Origin of the sequence: Azospirillum soli (assembly GCF_017876165.1) — a bacterium.
In the GTDB taxonomy this organism is placed as follows: domain Bacteria; phylum Pseudomonadota; class Alphaproteobacteria; order Azospirillales; family Azospirillaceae; genus Azospirillum; species Azospirillum soli.
This window is the reverse complement of sequence record NZ_JAGINQ010000016.1, coordinates 63,142-78,571: the sequence shown is the minus strand read 5'-3', so window position 1 is coordinate 78,571 and position 15,430 is coordinate 63,142. Positions and strand designations below refer to the sequence as shown.

Annotated in this window: 15 protein-coding genes; 9 read left to right on the top strand and 6 right to left on the bottom strand. The window is 69.4% G+C overall.

The features are described 5' to 3' along the window. Positions 1 to 42: 42 nt before the first annotated feature. From fsa to J2852_RS22325, 3 genes are all read left to right on the top strand, one after another. On the top strand, positions 43 to 699 hold the full coding sequence (fsa, locus tag J2852_RS22335; RefSeq protein WP_209879948.1) for a fructose-6-phosphate aldolase: 657 nt from the start codon (positions 43 to 45) through the stop codon (positions 697 to 699). An 80-nt stretch (positions 700 to 779) separates the two neighbouring features. Beyond that, positions 780 to 1,463 carry a DUF484 family protein gene (locus J2852_RS22330; protein WP_246499914.1) on the top strand — a complete coding sequence of 228 codons (684 nt, stop codon included), beginning with the start codon at positions 780 to 782 and terminating at the stop codon, positions 1,461 to 1,463. A gap of 10 nt (positions 1,464 to 1,473) precedes the next feature. Next, the gene (locus J2852_RS22325) at positions 1,474 to 2,433 is read left to right on the top strand and encodes a tyrosine recombinase XerC (protein ID WP_209879942.1); all 960 of its coding nucleotides are present in this window, start codon (positions 1,474 to 1,476) and stop codon (positions 2,431 to 2,433) included. Between the two features lie 429 nt (positions 2,434 to 2,862). On the opposite strand, the gene lpdA is transcribed toward J2852_RS22325, so the two are convergent. Then, positions 2,863 to 4,263: a dihydrolipoyl dehydrogenase gene (lpdA, locus tag J2852_RS22320; RefSeq protein WP_209879938.1), complete on the bottom strand. Its 1,401-nt coding sequence runs from the start codon at positions 4,261 to 4,263 to the stop codon at positions 2,863 to 2,865. A gap of 175 nt (positions 4,264 to 4,438) precedes the next feature. Then, positions 4,439 to 5,317, bottom strand: coding sequence for an alpha/beta fold hydrolase (locus J2852_RS22315; RefSeq protein WP_209879935.1), 879 nt, complete (start codon positions 5,315 to 5,317; stop codon positions 4,439 to 4,441). A gap of 137 nt (positions 5,318 to 5,454) precedes the next feature. Between J2852_RS22315 and J2852_RS22310 the strand changes: the two genes are divergently transcribed. After that, positions 5,455 to 5,613, top strand: a complete 159-nt coding sequence (locus J2852_RS22310; protein WP_209879932.1) for an entericidin A/B family lipoprotein — start codon at positions 5,455 to 5,457, stop codon at positions 5,611 to 5,613. 66 nt (positions 5,614 to 5,679) lie between these two features. Here the strand turns inward: J2852_RS22310 and rfaE1 are convergent, their stop codons facing one another. Continuing rightward, positions 5,680 to 7,125 carry a D-glycero-beta-D-manno-heptose-7-phosphate kinase gene (gene rfaE1, locus J2852_RS22305; RefSeq protein ID WP_209879929.1) on the bottom strand — a complete coding sequence of 482 codons (1,446 nt, stop codon included), beginning with the start codon at positions 7,123 to 7,125 and terminating at the stop codon, positions 5,680 to 5,682. A 141-nt stretch (positions 7,126 to 7,266) separates the two neighbouring features. Between rfaE1 and J2852_RS22300 the strand changes: the two genes are divergently transcribed. From J2852_RS22300 to J2852_RS22280, 5 genes are all read left to right on the top strand, one after another. Next, the gene (locus J2852_RS22300; protein WP_209879926.1) at positions 7,267 to 7,968 is read left to right on the top strand and encodes a TVP38/TMEM64 family protein; all 702 of its coding nucleotides are present in this window, start codon (positions 7,267 to 7,269) and stop codon (positions 7,966 to 7,968) included. Beyond that, positions 7,965 to 9,335: a dihydrolipoyl dehydrogenase family protein gene (locus tag J2852_RS22295; RefSeq protein WP_209879923.1), complete on the top strand. Its 1,371-nt coding sequence runs from the start codon at positions 7,965 to 7,967 to the stop codon at positions 9,333 to 9,335. Before J2852_RS22300 ends, J2852_RS22295 begins: the two co-directional genes overlap by 4 nt. A 55-nt stretch (positions 9,336 to 9,390) precedes the next feature. Then, positions 9,391 to 10,776, top strand: a complete 1,386-nt coding sequence (locus tag J2852_RS22290; protein ID WP_209879920.1) for a sensor histidine kinase — start codon at positions 9,391 to 9,393, stop codon at positions 10,774 to 10,776. An 84-nt stretch (positions 10,777 to 10,860) separates the two neighbouring features. Further along, positions 10,861 to 11,088, top strand: coding sequence for a respiratory nitrate reductase subunit gamma (locus tag J2852_RS22285; protein WP_246499913.1), 228 nt, complete (start codon positions 10,861 to 10,863; stop codon positions 11,086 to 11,088). Between the two features lie 29 nt (positions 11,089 to 11,117). Next, a complete protein-coding gene (locus J2852_RS22280) occupies positions 11,118 to 11,882 on the top strand; it encodes a methyltransferase domain-containing protein (RefSeq protein ID WP_209879917.1) in 765 nt (254 codons plus the stop codon). A 50-nt stretch (positions 11,883 to 11,932) separates the two neighbouring features. On the opposite strand, the gene J2852_RS22275 is transcribed toward J2852_RS22280, so the two are convergent. The 3 genes from J2852_RS22275 to J2852_RS22265 form a co-directional block, all read right to left on the bottom strand. Next, positions 11,933 to 12,556 (bottom strand): ParA family protein, encoded by a 624-nt coding sequence (locus J2852_RS22275; RefSeq protein WP_209879914.1) that lies wholly within the window; start codon positions 12,554 to 12,556, stop codon positions 11,933 to 11,935. Positions 12,557 to 12,567: 11 nt separating this feature from the next. Beyond that, positions 12,568 to 14,172, bottom strand: coding sequence for a CYTH and CHAD domain-containing protein (locus J2852_RS22270; protein ID WP_209879911.1), 1,605 nt, complete (start codon positions 14,170 to 14,172; stop codon positions 12,568 to 12,570). Between the two features lie 114 nt (positions 14,173 to 14,286). After that, entirely contained in the window at positions 14,287 to 15,423 is a 1,137-nt protein-coding gene (locus J2852_RS22265) for a class I SAM-dependent methyltransferase (protein ID WP_343206800.1), read from the bottom strand. Positions 15,424 to 15,430: the final 7 nt, after the last annotated feature.

Below are 15,430 nucleotides of genomic sequence, written 5' to 3'. Positions count from 1 at the left end.
CGGCGGGGCCCGGTCTTCATCAGCAAGTATGGATTCGTCGTCATGAAGTTCTTCGTCGACACCGCCGACATCGCCGAGATCCGCGATCTGGCCGACAGCGGCCTGCTGGACGGTGTTACCACCAACCCCTCCCTGGTCGCCAAGACCGGTCGCAAGTTCCTCGACCTCGTGTCGGAGATCTGCGAGGTGGTGAACGGCCCGGTGAGCGCCGAGGTGGCCTCCACCGACTTCGAAACCATGCTCGCCGAAGCGCACAAGATCGCCAAGATCTCCCACCGCGTCGCGGTCAAGGTGCCGCTGACGCCGGCGGGTCTCAAGGTCTGCAAGATTCTGTCCTCCGAAGGGACGATGGTCAACGTCACGCTGTGCTTCTCGCCGGCGCAGGCGATCCTGGCCGCCAAGGCCGGCGCCTCCTTCGTGTCGCCGTTCGTCGGCCGCCTGGACGACATCGGCCAGGACGGTATGGGCATCATCACCGACATTTGCGAGATTTACCGCAACTACGACCACTTCAAGACCGAAGTGCTGGTCGCCTCGATCCGCAACCCGATGCACATCGTCAAGGCCGCCCGCCTGGGCGCCCATGTGGTGACCGCCCCGGCCAGCGTGCTGAAGCAGCTGTTCAACCACCCGTTGACCGACAAGGGCCTCGCCCAGTTCGTCGAGGACTGGAAGAAGACCGGCCAGTCGATTCTTTAACGGGCCGATCCTGTAAGGGTCGATCCTGTAATAAGGGTTGGACGGATACCATGGGCCGCGAGCCGGGACACACCCACCGCATGAAAGACGCACTGACCCCTGAGGACGTGTGCGCCTACCTGCGGGAACATCCCGATTTCCTGGTCCAGCATGCCGATCTGGTCCACCACCTGACGCCGCCGTCGCTCGATCGCGGCCGTGGGGTGGTGGACCTCCAGGCCTTCATGGTGGAGCGCTTGCGCGGCGAGGTGCGCCACCTGAAGGACCAGCAGCGCGAGCTGATCGGCACCTCGCGCGCCAACCTGAACAGCCAGAACCGCATCCACGCGGCCGTGCTGTTCCTGCTGGACGCGCAGAGTTTCGAGCAGCTGATCCAGACCATCACGACCGACTTGGCCGTCCTGCTGGACCTGGACGTCGCCTGCCTCGTCGTCGAGTCGAACGGGTACGACACCCCGCACGTTCAGACCAGCGGCGTCCGGGTGGTCGAGCCGGGGACGGTCGACCGTTACCTCGGCAAGGCTGACGTGGCGCTGAACGCCGACATCCAGGGTGATCCGGAGATCTACGGCCCCGGCGCCGGGCTGGTCCGGTCGGAGGCGCTGATCCGCCTTCAGGTCTCCAGCGAAACGCCCGAGGGCATGCTGGCCTTCGGCAGCCGGGAGCCGGACACCTTCCACACCGGACAGGGCACGGAGTTGGTCGGCTTCCTCGCTCGCGTGGTGGAGCGGGTGATCCGCGGCTGGCTCGAACTGCCGGCATAATCGGGGCGGCATGACCAAAAAGCAGGAAGCCGTTCTCGGCTTCTCGGCCCAGCCGGACGTGCAGGACGCGCTGGCCCACTGGCGGCGCTGGCTGGAGAGCGAGCGCAACGTTTCCCCCCACACCCTGACCGCCTACATCGGCGACGTGGCCGGCTTCCTGGAGTTCCTGACCGGTTACCAAGGCCGTCCGCCGTCCATGAACGATCTGGGCTCGCTGAAGCCGGCCGACTTCCGGGCTTGGCTGTCGCGGCTGGCCGGCGACGGACTGATCAACGCAAGCCGAGCGCGGGCGCTGGCCGCCGTGCGGAACCTCTTCCGCTGGATGGACCGCAGCGGGCGGCTCCACAACGCGGCCATCGGGACGCTGTCCACCCCGAAGGTGAAGCGGCCGGTGCCCCGCCCCCTGACCGAAGTGGACGCCGACCGGCTGCTGGAGACGGCGGAGACAGACCCCGACGAGCCTTGGATCGGCAAGCGGGACCGCGCTTTGTTCACGCTGCTGTACGGCTGCGGCCTGCGCATCTCGGAGGCGTTGGGGCTGGCGCGGAAGGACGCGCCGCTCGGCGACGTGCTGCGGGTGACCGGCAAGGGGCGCAAGGAGCGGATCGTTCCAGTCCTACCGGCGGTGACCGAGGCGGTGCGGGCCTACATGGACGCCTGCCCGTTTAACCAGGGGCCGGACGCGCCGCTGTTCGTGGGAGTGCGGGGTGGGCCGCTGAACCCGGCCATCGCGCAGCGGCAGATGCAACACCTGCGGCGGCTGATGGGACTGCCGGAGACGGCCACGCCGCACGCGCTGCGGCACAGCTTCGCCACGCATCTGCTGGCGGACGGTGGGGATCTGCGAGCGATCCAGGACTTGCTGGGGCACGCGTCCCTGTCCACGACGCAACGCTACACGGACGTGGAGACGGAGCAGTTGATGGCGGTCTATCGCGCCGCGCATCCACGGGCGAAGACAAAAGAGTAAATCCACCCCACCCTACCCCTCACGGGCGCTGATCCACCTCTCCACCGTCATTCCCGCGAAGGCGGGAATCCAGACCGGATCAGCAGGTCTGTGCGGAGCTTTCTGGATCCCCGCCTTCGCGCACGGCTGTCCGGGGAACGGGGTTAAGGGCTTGAAGGGGCTGGATTGTTTTTGCGCGAGTCTTCCGGATTGACACCAGTGTTTCACAGAGCCTGCTCGCCCCCAATTCGTCATTCCCGCGAAGGCGGCAATCCAGGCCGAACAAGTGCTTAGGTGGGAAACTTCTGGATCCCCGCCTGCGCGGGGATGACGGTGAAGAAACAGAACGCTCCAAGCGGAAATGTTTCACCGGACAGCCGTGCGCCTTCGCGGGGATGACGAACAGGGGTTTCCCTCCCCCGCTCTTGCAGGGGAGGGAGCCAAGGCGACTTACATGTGCAGCGGACGGCCGTCCACGGCCAGGGCCGCTTCCTTGGTCACTTCCGACAGGGTCGGGTGAGCGTGGCAGGTGCGGGCGATGTCCTCGGCCGACGCGCTAAACTCCATGGCGAGAGCCAGCTCGGCGACCATCTCCGACACGTTCGGGCCGACCATGTGGACGCCCAGAACCTTGTCGGTGCGGGCATCGGCCAGGATCTTCACAAAGCCGTCCGTGGCGGCCATCGCGCGGGCGCGGCCGTTGGCGGTGAAGGGGAACTTGCCGGCCTTGTACTGGATGCCGGCGGCCTTCAGCTCCTCCTCGGTCTTGCCCACGGCGGCCACTTCCGGCCACGTGTAGACGACACCGGGGACGAGGTCGTGGTTGACGTGGCCCGCCTGACCGGCCAGCAGCTCGGCGAGCGCAACGCCCTCCTCTTCCGCCTTGTGGGCCAGCATCGGGCCTTCGACCACGTCGCCGATGGCGTAGATGCCCGGCACGTTGGTCTCGAAATGCTTGCCGATCTTCACGCGGCCACGGTTGTCCAACTCCACGCCGACCGAGTCGAGACCCAGGCCGTTGATGTACGGGCGGCGGCCGATGGCGACCAGGACCACGTCGGCCTCGATCTCCTCAGCGGTGCCGCCGGCAGCGGGCTCGACCGACAGGGTGACGCCGGTGTTGGTGACCTTGGCGCCGGTGACCTTGGCGCCCAGCTTGAAGGTCATGCCCTGCTTGCCGAGGATGCGCTGCATCTGCTTGGACACTTCGCCGTCCATGGTCGGCAGCACGCGGTCGAGGAACTCCACGACGGTGACCTGCGAGCCGAGGCGGCCCCAGACCGAGCCCAGCTCCAGACCGATCACGCCGCCGCCGATGACGACGAGGCGCTTCGGCACCTCCGGCAGCTCAAGGGCGCCGGTGGAGGAGACGATCTTCTGCTCGTCGATCTCGATGCCCGGCAGCGGGGTGACCTCGGAGCCGGTGGCGATCACGATGGCCTTGTTGGCGGTGACGGTGCCGACGCCCTCGACCTCGACCGTGTTCGGGGCGGTGATGCGGCCGGCGCCCTTCAGCCAGGCGATCTTGTTCTTCTTGAACAGGAACTCGATGCCGCCGGTGTTCTCTTTGACGACCTTGTCCTTGTGGGCCAGCATGCCCGGCAGGTCGAGCTGCACGTCGCCGACCTTGATGCCGAACTTGGCGAGGCCGTGCTTGGCTTCCTCATACTTCTCCGACGCCGAGAGCAGCGCCTTCGACGGGATGCAGCCGACGTTCAGGCAGGTGCCGCCGAGAGCGGACCGCTTCTCCACGCACGCGACCTTGAAACCGAGCTGCGCCGCACGGATCGCGCACACGTAACCGCCGGGACCGCCGCCGACAACGACGACGTCGTAAGTGCTTTCAGCCATAGGGGGCTTTCCTTCCGCCATTCTTGTCTTCGCCAAAAGCCGTCCCATCCAGCGGGGAGGGCCGCGCGCCGATTTATGCCCGCGCGAACCGCAACTGGCAACGGGACAGTTCGTCCGAGGGGGCGGGTCGGGCAGTACGTCGCGCCCTGGCTGGGGCGGGTTTCAGGGGGTATGGCTACCCGAAGAAGTCCACCAGCGCCCGCACCGTCTCCTCCGGGGCTTCCTCCGGGAGGAAATGGCCGGCCGGCAGCGCCTGGCCCTGGATCGCCGGAGCGTACGGACGCCAGATGGACAGCGGGTCGGCGTAGAGGCGGCCGACCGTGCTGTTGCTGCCCCACAAGGCCAGCGTCGGGCCGGTGATCTTGCGGCCGGCGGCGCGGTCCTCGCGGTCGTGGACGAGGTCGATGCTGGCGCCGGCCCGGTAGTCCTCGCACATGGCGTGGACGGTGGCGGGATCGCGGAAGGCGCGGAGGTAGGCGGCCACGGCCTCCGGGTCGAAGACGTCGCCGGTCCCGCTGATGGAGCCCAGCACGCGGCGCAGGTAGAATTCGGGATCCAGCCCGATCATGTGCTCCGGCAGGCCGTCGGGCTGGATCAGGAAGAACCAGTGGTAATAGGCCATGCCCATGGCCTGATCGACGCGCTCGAACACCTCGACGGTCGGGATGATGTCGAGGAAGGCCACGCGCTCCACCCGGCTGGGGTGGTCGAGCGTCAGGCGGTGCGCCACCCGTGCGCCCCGGTCATGGCCGGCCAAGCGGAAGCGGTCGAAGCCCAGCGCCGCCATCATCTCGACCTGATCCTTGGCGACGGCGCGTTTGGAGTACGTCTCATGCGCCGGATCACCCGGCGGCTTCGACGAATCGCCGTACCCCCGCAGGTCGGCGGCCACCACGGTGAAGCGTTCGGCCAGCATCGGTGCGACCCGATGCCACATGACTTGGGACTGCGGAAACCCGTGCAAAAGCAGGAGCGGAGGGCCTTCGCCCCCAACCAGCGCGTTGATCTCCGCCCCGCTGGTGGCGACACGACGGCGAGCGAATCCCTCGAACATGCGCACCCTCCTCTTCCGGGTTCCCTAATCCTTTTGAACGGGGGATCTGCCCCTCTGTTCCGCGGCGGATCGGAAACCCTTTGCCCCTTTTCCGCGTTTTTCCGGCGATTGCACGTCACTGCAACCGGGAGACAACCATGCGTACTCTGAAGAAGTTCGTGATGTTCGCCGTGCTCGGCGCCGCCCTGGGTTCCAGCCTCGCCGCCTGCAACACCGTCGCCGGCGCGGGCGAGGACGTGCAGGCCGGTGGCCGCGCCATGGAGCGGTCGGCGGACAGCGTCCAGAAGAAGATGTAAGGTCGGTTGCCTTCCTCTGCGATCCTCCCCCGTCACGGATGGGGGAGGATCGGGAGGGAGTTCGGATCAGCGCGCCATGCGCTTGATGGTGTTGGTGGTGCTCTGGCCCTCGACCAGTTGGGCCAGCACTACCGAACCGCCGTAGCTCTGCACGAAATCGGATCCCACCACCGTGGCGATGGTGTAGTCCGCCCCTTTCACCAGAACGTCGGGGCGCAGGGCGCGGATCAGCGTTTCCGGCGTGTCCTCGCCGAAAATCACCACCCGATCGACGCAGGCGAGCGACGCGAGAACGGTGGCGCGGGCGGTCTCGCTCTGGATGGGGCGGGTCTCGCCCTTCAGGCGCTTGACCGAGGCGTCGCTGTTCAGCCCGACGATCAGAACGTCGCAGGCGGCCTTCGCCTGATTCAGCAACGAAATATGGCCGGGGTGCAGCAGGTCGAAGCAGCCGTTGGTGAAGCCGACGCGCTTGCCGCGCTGGCGCCAGCGCTCCGCCTGCTCCACGGCCTGGGCCAGCGTGGCGACCTTTTCCTCGCCGTGACGCCATTCCTGCTGGTGCAGCGTGGAAAGGAGTTCCGGCGCGCGCACCACCGCCGTGCCGACCTTTCCGACGACGATACCGGCGGCGAGGTTGGCGAGACGGGCCGCGTCGGTCAGGTCGATGCCCACCGACAGGGCGGCCGTGAGGGTGGCGACCACCGTGTCGCCGGCGCCCGACACGTCGAACACCTCGCGCGCTTCGGCCGGCAGGTGGGTGGCGCGGTCGCGGGTGACCACGGACATGCCGCGCTCGCTGCGCGTCGCGACGATGGCCTCGATCCCGCAGGCGTCGATCAGGAAGCGGCAAGCGGCCTCGACCTCGGCGTCGGTGTCGGCGGGCATGCCGGTGGCCTGCATCAGCTCCTTTCGGTTGGGCGTCACGACGCTGGCACCGCGATAGTGGCTGTAGTCGTCGCCCTTGGGGTCCACGACCACGGGCAGGCCGGCCTCGCGCGCCGCGTGGATCAACTGCATGGCGAGGTCGGTGGTCAGCACGCCCTTGCCATAGTCGGACAGGATCACAGCGCCCACCGTCAGCATGCCGGTGCGGGCGGCGACCATCACCTCCTCGGCGGAGTCGATGGCGGCGACGGTTTCGGCATCGGCGCGCAGAAGCTGCTGACGGTTGCCGATGAAGCGCGTCTTGACCGTGGTCTGGCGGCCGGGCTCGGACACGAGGCCGCCGCCGTCGCCCGTCTCCCTGGCGACGAGGCGGACGATCTCCAAACCCGCCGGATCCTCGCCGACCACCGAGACGAAGCGGCAGGCGGAGCCGAGCGCCATAAGGTTGGCCGCCACGTTGCCGGCGCCGCCGAGCATGGACGCCTCGCGCTCGATCCGCAGGACCGGGATGGGCGCTTCGGGAGAGACGCGGTCGACCGAGCCGTAGATGAAGCGGTCGAGCATAACGTCGCCGACGCACAGAACACGGGCGCGGGACAGGCTTTCGATGTGACGGGCAAGGTCGCTCATGCCGCACGTCTTACCAATCTTGCGCGACGGACTCCAGAGCCGTTACCGGTGACGAAATCGTGAAGGGGCTCACGGGGGCGTGAATGGCCGAGGGTAGGGAGCGGTGTTAGGTGGGATGGGGGTGATCGCGGGACGGAGGGCATGGACGTGCGCAGGTGGCTGCCGCTTGGGCTGCTGGTGGTGGGGCTGGGGGTGGCGCTGGCGCTCGGGCTGCACCGGCAGCTGACGCTCGATGCCCTGGCCGCGCATCGGGAGAGTCTGGCGCGCTTCGTGGAGGAGCAGGGGCCGCTGGCGGTGGCCGCCTATGTGGGAGTGTACGCCCTGACCGTGGCCTTTTCCGTACCGGGCGCCACGGTGTTGACGCTGGCCGGGGGGTTCCTGTTCGGGACGCTGGCGGCGGCGGGCTATGCGGTCGTCGGCGCGACGGCGGGGGCGGTCGCGGTGTTCCTGGCGGCGCGGTCGGCCCTGGGGGGCGTGCTGCGGGACAAGGCCGGGCCGTGGGTCGCGAAGCTGGAGGGCGGGTTCCGGGAGCACGCCTTCAGCTACACGCTGTTCCTGCGGCTGGTGCCGCTGTTCCCGTTCTGGCTGGTCAATCTGGTGCCGGCGGTGCTGGGCGTGCCGCTGGGGGTGTATGCGCTGGCGACCCTCATCGGCATCGTGCCGGGGGCGCTGGTCTACGCGTCGGTGGGGAACGGGCTGGGCGCGGTGCTGGACACGGGGGGACGGCCCGATCTGGGGCTGATCTTCGCGCCGGAGGTGCTTCTGCCGCTGGTGGGGCTGGGCGTGCTGGCGCTGCTGCCAGTGGTCGTTCGGCGCTTTAAAAATCATGGGCGGGAACGATGAGGGAGATCCGCTGCGATCTGTGCGTGATCGGGGCCGGGTCGGGCGGTCTGTCCGTTGCGGCAGGGGCCGCGCAGATGGGCGCCGACACCGTGCTGATCGAGCGAGGGGCCATGGGCGGCGACTGCCTGAACACCGGCTGCGTGCCGTCGAAGACGTTGCTGGCAGCGGCGAAGCGCGGGCCGGTGTCGGACTTTGCCGAGGTGCACGCGCGGGTGCATGGGGTCATCGCGGCCATTGCCCCGCACGACAGCCAGGAGCGGTTCGAGGGGCTGGGCGCCAGGGTCCTTCGGGAGAATGCGCGCTTCGTCGGGCCGGATGCGGTGGAGGCCGGGGGGGTGTTGGTGCGGGCGCGGCGCTTCGTGCTGGCGACCGGATCGCGAGCCGCCGTGCCGCCGGTGCCGGGGTTGGACGCGGTGCCGTTCCTGACCAACGAGACTCTGTTCGAACAGACGGCGTTGCCGGCGCATCTGCTGGTGCTGGGCGGCGGCCCCATCGGGGTGGAGATGGCGCAGGCGTTCCGGCGGCTGGGGGCACGGGTGACGGTGGTGGAGAAGGCCGCTCTGCTGCCCAAGGACGACCCGGAACTGGTCGAGGTCGTGCGGCGGCGGCTGGAGGCCGAGGGGGTGGACATCGTCGAGGGGGTGGGCGTCGCTCGGGTGGAGCGGGCCGGGGATGGCGTGGCGGTGGCGGTGGAGGACGGGCGGCGGGTCGAGGGCTCCGACCTGCTGGTCGCGGCGGGGCGGGTGCCGAACGTCGAGGGGATGGGGCTGGAGGCGGCGGGGATCGCCTTCGGAAACCGGGGCGTGGAGGTGGACGCGCGGCTGCGCACCACGAACCGGCGCGTCTTCGCCGTGGGCGACGTGACGGGCGGGCCGGCCTTCACCCATGTGGCGGGGCAGCACGCCTCGGTGGTCATCCGGAACGCGCTGTTCCGGCTGCCGGCCAAAGTGGATTACGGCGCCTTGCCCTGGGTGACCTACACCGACCCGGAACTGGCGCAGGTCGGGATGACGGAGGCGGCGGCGCGGGAGCGGTTCGGAGATGCGGTGCGCGTGCTGCGCGCGCCCTTCGCCGAAAACGACCGGGCCCGGACGGAGGGCGAGACCGAGGGGCTGGTGAAGCTGGTCGTCGGGCGGCGCGGGCGGGTGCTGGGGGCGGGGATCGTCGGCGCGAACGCGGGCGAGCAGATCGCGCTGTGGTGCCTCGTGGTGGCGAAGCGGATGTCGGTCGGGGACGTGGCGGGACTGCCCCTGCCCTACCCCACCCTGTCCGAGGCCGGCAAGCGCGCGGCGGGAAGCTTCTACACGCCGACCTTGTTTGGGGAACGGACGCGGCGGCTGGTGCGGTTCCTGCGCTGGTTCGGGTGACGGCAGCACGAACTTGGCCTAGCATACGCGGGCCTTTCTCTGGATGTTTCCCGCAATGCCGCTCCCGCCCGTGACGAGAAGCCTGTCGGCCAAGCTGCTGGTGCTGACGGTGCTGTTCGTCATGCTGGCCGAGGTGCTGATCTACACGCCCTCGGTCGCACGGTTCCGCCTGACCTATCTGGAGGAACGGCTGGCCGCCGCCCACCTCGCGGCACTCTCGGTGGAGGCGACGCCAGACCTTAGGGTGGCGATGGAGCTTCAGGAAAAGCTGCTGGCCCTGGTCGGCGCGCACATCGTCGATTTGGTCCAGCCGGACACGCGCGTCTACATGCTGGCGCGCTCCATGCCGCCGGAGGTGGACGCCACCTTCGACCTGCGCGACGCGACCGCGATGACGCTGATTATCGACGCGTTCGACGCCCTGGCGGCGGGCGGCCGGCGCGTCATCAAAGTGATCGGCCATTCGCCCAAGGACCCCGCCTACCGGGTCGAGCTGGTGATGGACGAGCGGCCGATGGTCCTGGCGATGGTGGACTTCTCCGGCCGCATCCTGGCGCTGTCCATCGTGATTTCCTTCATCACGGCGGGGCTCGTGTTCCTGGCGCTGACCGGGCTGCTGGTGCGGCCGATGCGGCGGCTGACCGCGAGCATGGTGGCCTTCCGCCGCGCCCCCGACACCACGCCGCCCATCGAGCCGAGCCGCCGCAACGACGAGATCGGCATCGCGGAACGCGAACTGGCCGACATGCAGGACACCGTGCGCACCGCGCTGCGCCAGCGGGAGCGGCTGGCCGCACTGGGCACCGCCGTCGCCAAGATCAACCACGACCTGCGCGCCATCCTGTCCACCGCCGCGCTGCTGTCAGAGCGGCTGGGCGAAAGCGCCGATCCGGAGGCGCGGCGGGTGACGCCCCGGCTGCTGGCCTCCATCGACCGGGCGGTGGAGCTGTGCGGCCAGACCCTGGCCTACACCCGCGACGGCGTGCTGGCGCTGGAGCGGACGGAGGTGGATTTGCAAGCTCTCGTCGAAGAGGCCGGGGCGGCGGTTCTGGCAGGCCTGCGCCCAGATGGTTCGCGGGTGGAGGCGCGGTGGGACAACCGGGTGCCGGAGGGGCTGACCGTGCGGGCGGACGCGGCGCAGCTGGCGCGGGCGCTGGTCAATCTGGGGCGCAACGCCGTCCAGGCCGGCGCCGACGCGGTGACCGTCACGGCGGAACGGCGGGGGGATGCCGTGGTCGTGACGGTGGCGGACGACGGGCCCGGCCTGCCGCCACGGGCGCGGGACAACCTGTTCCAGCCCTTCGCCGGCTCGGCAAGGGCGGGCGGGATCGGCCTCGGCCTCGCCATCGCGCGCGAAGTGCTGCGGGCGCACGGCGGCGACCTGCGGCTGGTGGAGAGCACGGCCGAGGGGACGCGCTTCGCGCTGGAGATTCCCGGCTGAGGTTTATCCATGCCGCATTGATTTCCGGACGGGGGTTGCCCAGAATTCGGCCCACAGGCAACGAACCAAGAAGAGGGACGGGACGTGGAAGGTACGGGCAAGTGGATCACCGGGGGCGCCCTGGGCCTGATGGCTTTCATCGGGCTGCTGGCGTCGTCGCGCGCGGCGGACGAGGCGTTCTACTGGGGCGGCATCATCCTGGCCGTCGGCTGCGTGGTGGCGATCTTCACCATGGTGACCAAGCATTACGACCGGATGGACGCGGAGATCGCGCGCCGGCGCGGCCACGCCGACGGGCACCGGGTGCACTGATCGCCTGATCGGAAGGGGGAGGGTCGGACATGCCATGGGATCCCGAACAATACGAGCTGTTCGACGTCTGGCGCCGCCGCCCGGCCCACGACCTCGCGGCGGCGCTGCCCTCCCTGGATCCTAAAACGGTGGTGGACCTCGGCTGCGGCGGCGGGCACCTCGCCCGCCTGCTGGCCGAGCGCTGGCCGAACGCCGACGTGCTGGGCGTGGACAACTCCCCCGCCATGCTGAAATGGGCGGAGGGAACGGCATCCCGTGTGCGTTGGCAGCGCGCCGACCTGCGCACGTGGCGCCCGCACTGGCCGGTGGACCTGCTGATCTCCAACGCCGCCCTGCACTGGCTGGACGACCACGAGCGGCTGTTCCCCGAACTGCTGGAGACGCTGGCCCCCGGCGGCGTGCTGGCCGTGCAGATGCCCCGCAACTTCGACGCGCCGTCGCACACGCTGCTGTACGAGACGGCGGCGGAGGGGCCGTGGGCGGCAAAGCTGGACAAGGCGCTGCGCCACAAGCCGGTGCACGCGCCGCAGGACTATTATGACTGGCTGAGCCCGCTGGCCAAGCGCGTGGACATCTGGGAAACCGAGTATCTGCAAGTGCTGAACGGCGACGTGCCGGTCCTGCAATGGACGCGCGGCACGACGCTGGTCCCGGTGCTGGAGACCCTGGCCGGCGAGGAACTGGACGCCTTCCTCGCCGCGTACCGGGGGAAACTGGAGGCCGCCTACCCGCAGCACCCGGACGGCAACACGCTGTTCCCCTTCAAGCGGCTGTTCATCGTGGCGCGGGTGTAATCCGCCCGGCCGATCATCGGCGAAGGCCGGTTGGATGTGAGCCCTTCGCTTTACGCTTCGTCGATGTAGGCCAGCAGCGGGTCCCAATCGGCGCGGTGGTCCGCAGCCCGCTTCCCCGTCAGGTCGAAGAGGCTGAGGCCCGACGCGGCGGCGTCCGCGTAGATCTGGCTGTCGCGCAGACGGGCCACCACGCGATGGCCCACTCCGCCAAGAAACTGGTCCAGGCGGTCGGCGGCCTTGGTGCGGGCGCGCAGACGGTTGCCGACCACCGCGACCGACTTCTTGTTCCGGGCGATGGACTTCAGCTCGTCGAGCTTGTCGAGGAAGCGCTGGGTCGCCTGTTCGTCGAAGGCGCCGGGGAGGACCGGCAGGACGACGAGGTCGGCCATCTTCACCAGCTCCTCGATTTGCTTGGTCTTCAGCGCGGCTGGTGCGTCGATGACGAGGCGCCGGGTGCCCTTCGGGGTGTCGGTGAAGTCCTTGGCCCAGTCGAGGCCGAGCAGCGTCGGCGCGCTGGCCGGGCGGCGGTCGATCCAGCCGAGGGAGGAGCGCTGGCGGTCCACGTCGGCCAGAACGGTGCTGTGCCCCGCCCCGGCGTAAGCGGCGGCCAGGTGGGTGGCGATGGTGGTCTTGCCGCAGCCACCCTTGATGTTGGCAACCAGGATCGTGCGCATGACGGACGAGTCTACGCCAACCGTTCGGGCTTTGACCAGAAGGGTTTCGCGCCGGCAAAGCCCTCCCACAGGCCGACCAGCGTCGATTCGGCGTCGATCACACCGCGCGCGTGCCAGCCGATGACGATGCCAGCGGCGCGCGGCTCGCCGGGTTCGGGGCGGCTGCCGTCGTCGTGCAGTTCGTGCAGCAGGCGCGTCGCCGTCGCCACGTCGTTCAGGTGGCCCAGCGCGTCCTGGAAGGCGGACAGCTGCTGGATATAGCGGCGCGCCGGCTTATCGTCGTAGAGGCTGCGGAAGAACTCCGCCGCGTAGCGCAGCTTCTTCAGGGTGATGCGCAACTCGTGCCGTTCGGTGACGGAGAGGTCGGCAAAGCCCTGGCCGGCGCGGCGCGATTTCTTGTGGCGGCGTGACAGCAGGTGGTCGGCGAGATCCTCCACCGGCTCGAACAGGCGGGCGGAATGCTCGCTGACCGGCTGGGCGCGCCAGCCGCGCCCCTCCACCCAGGATCCCAGGCGCAGCAGGAAGGTGGTGTAGCGGTCCGACAGGATGGCGGCGCGGGCCGAGTCGTAGGCGCGGTCGCGCTTGGCCCCGGCGGCGGCGGCCAGCGCGTCAAGGTCGTCCTGCAAGGGCTTGCCGTGCCCGTCGGCGCGGTGGAAGGCCTCGCGCACCGGCTCCAGCAGTTCGGTGATGAAGACGTCCCAGTCGCGCGCCGGGCCGAGGTTGCCGGCCAGCCACTTCACCTCCCCCACCGCCCAGCCGTACTGGTCGGCCGGGACGAAGGGGCGGAACAGGGCGAGCGCCGAACGCAGGCGGCGCAGCGCCACGCGCATCTGGTGGATGCCCTCCGGGTCCTTGCCCTCGACCGACACGGCCTCGTTGGCGGCGAGGTGGGTGACGCAAGCGCGCACGATGCGGGCGAGCGCGCCCTCGACGGTGGTGTCGGGGGTGAGTTCCAGCTTGCCGGCCTTGACCACCGCGTCGCCACGGCCCTCCGCCAGGGCGTAGCCGCGATGGGCCTTGGTGCGGGTGTCGAGGCGCAGGGGGGCCGTTTGGGCCAGTTCCAGGGCAAGGTCGTAGAGGGCGGCGGGGGAGCCCTGCTTCAATTCCAGCTCGACCTCGGAAACCGCGACGGAGGCGCCCTCCGGCGTACGGATGTCGCCGCTGTCGAAGGCCACCTCGATGCTGCTGGCGGACTCGCCCTCGCCGACCGTCACGTTGCGGATGGTCCGCTGGATGTGGCTGGTGAAGAGGGGGCGCAGTTCCGCCGCGCTGATCGGGCCGAGCAGGTCGAGCGCATCCGGCGCGGTGATCAGGGACAGGTCGGGCTCCGGACCGGCAACCGGGCATTCCCATTCGGCGCGGCCCAGCCCGTCCGGGCCGGCGGCGCCCTTGACGGTCTGGAGGTACTGGTCGCCCGCCTTGCGCACGCGCAGCGTCACCAGACGGCTCGCCAGCCGCAAATCGGCGGTGTCGAAATAGGTACTTTCCAGCGTCTTGCTGGCCGCCTTCCCCCTGGCGCGGGATGCGATGGCCGGGGCCGAACGGAGCTTCGCCATGTCCTCAGGCCGGACGGCCAGCTTCAGTTCCGTTTCCCGGTTGGACTCCGCCTCGACCATATTCACCCCGTCTATGACCGTAAAACCCGTGTTGCACAGGCCACTGCCCTGGTCAAGTTACAGAACGAATACGGTCCGGGCGGCTGCGGCAACGCCAAACTTGTGAACTTTTTGTTACGGCTTCTCCAGAACCAGCAGCTTCGACATGTAGGCGAGCGATGTGGTTCGCGGTCGGAAGCCCGCATCGGCGAACAGCGCGTCCAGGTCGTCGCGGGCGTAATGGGCGTAGTAGGGTTCGTGGAAGGCCTGCGGGAACAGGTCGAGCAACCCGTCCATCGCCGGGTTGTCGCCGTATTGCAGGCTGTCCATGAAGACCAGGATGCCGCCGGGCTTCAGCACGCGGGCCATCTCGCGGGCGGCCTGGACGCGGATTTTGGCCGGCAGTTCGTGGAACAGGTAGATGCAGGTGACGATGTCCTGTGAATCGTCGGCCAGCGGCATGGCCTCCGCCGCCGCCTGGACCGCGAAGGACGTGCGCGCCCAGGGGGCGAGGTTGCGCCGCGCCTCGCGAAGATAGGCGGCGGAGAGGTCGAGCGCGGTGACCGGCAGGCGCGGGTGGTTGTCCTTCACGAAGGTCAGGTAGCGCCCGGTCCCGGCCGCCACGTCCAGCAGGCGGCAGTCGGCGACGCGGCGGGTCTTCAGATGCTCGAAGATCGGAACCAGAGTCTGGCGGCGCATGGCGTCGGCGCCGCCGCCGAACAGCACCTCCACCTGATGGTCGTAGAGGCGGGCGCTTTCTTCCGTCAGGTAGCCGCCGGTCTGGAAGTGGAAGTTCTGGCGGTAGTAGGCGGGCAGGCTTTCCGAGCCCGGCGGCGGGTTGGCGCGCACCTCCGTCGCGATGCGGTCGCGGCGGCGGCGCTGCACCTCCGGCACGTCGCGGAAGAAGGCGGCGGCATCGGCCAGGATCCGGCGCGGATCGGGCACGAGGTCGTGGGGCAGCCGGTAGTAGCCCGCCTCGATGTTGGCGAGGTCGCGGGCGAGCAGCGCGCGGAGTTCCTCAAGAATGGCGCGGGTGTCGGGAACCGGCCCTTCGGGCGGGCGCTGGAGGCGCGTCCTGCCGTTCAAACGGGCGGCCAGCATGTATTGCCCGAAGAACCACGCGACGCGGGCCGACTGGCTCGCCGCGTAGGCGAGGCGCTGGGCGATCTGGGGGCCAGGACGGGGGCCGGTGTGGGGAGACGGTTGGGTGCTCATGGGAATGAAGATGGAACGGTTCGGGCGGGCGCCCAGCACCGCCCCCTTTCGCCGCACGCCTTTT

What these genes read in the sequence shown, in the direction of transcription:
- fsa (WP_209879948.1), top strand. Translation starts at nt 43, where the DNA reads ATGAAGTTCTTCGTCGACACCGCCGACATCGCCGAGATCCGCGATCTG.
- J2852_RS22330 (WP_246499914.1), top strand. Translation starts at nt 780, where the DNA reads ATGAAAGACGCACTGACCCCTGAGGACGTGTGCGCCTACCTGCGGGAA.
- J2852_RS22325 (WP_209879942.1), top strand. Translation starts at nt 1,474, where the DNA reads ATGACCAAAAAGCAGGAAGCCGTTCTCGGCTTCTCGGCCCAGCCGGAC.
- lpdA (WP_209879938.1), bottom strand. Translation starts at nt 4,263, where the DNA reads ATGGCTGAAAGCACTTACGACGTCGTCGTTGTCGGCGGCGGTCCCGGC.
- J2852_RS22315 (WP_209879935.1), bottom strand. Translation starts at nt 5,317, where the DNA reads ATGTTCGAGGGATTCGCTCGCCGTCGTGTCGCCACCAGCGGGGCGGAG.
- J2852_RS22310 (WP_209879932.1), top strand. Translation starts at nt 5,455, where the DNA reads ATGCGTACTCTGAAGAAGTTCGTGATGTTCGCCGTGCTCGGCGCCGCC.
- rfaE1 (WP_209879929.1), bottom strand. Translation starts at nt 7,125, where the DNA reads ATGAGCGACCTTGCCCGTCACATCGAAAGCCTGTCCCGCGCCCGTGTT.
- J2852_RS22300 (WP_209879926.1), top strand. Translation starts at nt 7,267, where the DNA reads ATGGACGTGCGCAGGTGGCTGCCGCTTGGGCTGCTGGTGGTGGGGCTG.
- J2852_RS22295 (WP_209879923.1), top strand. Translation starts at nt 7,965, where the DNA reads ATGAGGGAGATCCGCTGCGATCTGTGCGTGATCGGGGCCGGGTCGGGC.
- J2852_RS22290 (WP_209879920.1), top strand. Translation starts at nt 9,391, where the DNA reads ATGCCGCTCCCGCCCGTGACGAGAAGCCTGTCGGCCAAGCTGCTGGTG.
- J2852_RS22280 (WP_209879917.1), top strand. Translation starts at nt 11,118, where the DNA reads ATGCCATGGGATCCCGAACAATACGAGCTGTTCGACGTCTGGCGCCGC.
- J2852_RS22275 (WP_209879914.1), bottom strand. Translation starts at nt 12,556, where the DNA reads ATGCGCACGATCCTGGTTGCCAACATCAAGGGTGGCTGCGGCAAGACC.
- J2852_RS22270 (WP_209879911.1), bottom strand. Translation starts at nt 14,172, where the DNA reads ATGGTCGAGGCGGAGTCCAACCGGGAAACGGAACTGAAGCTGGCCGTC.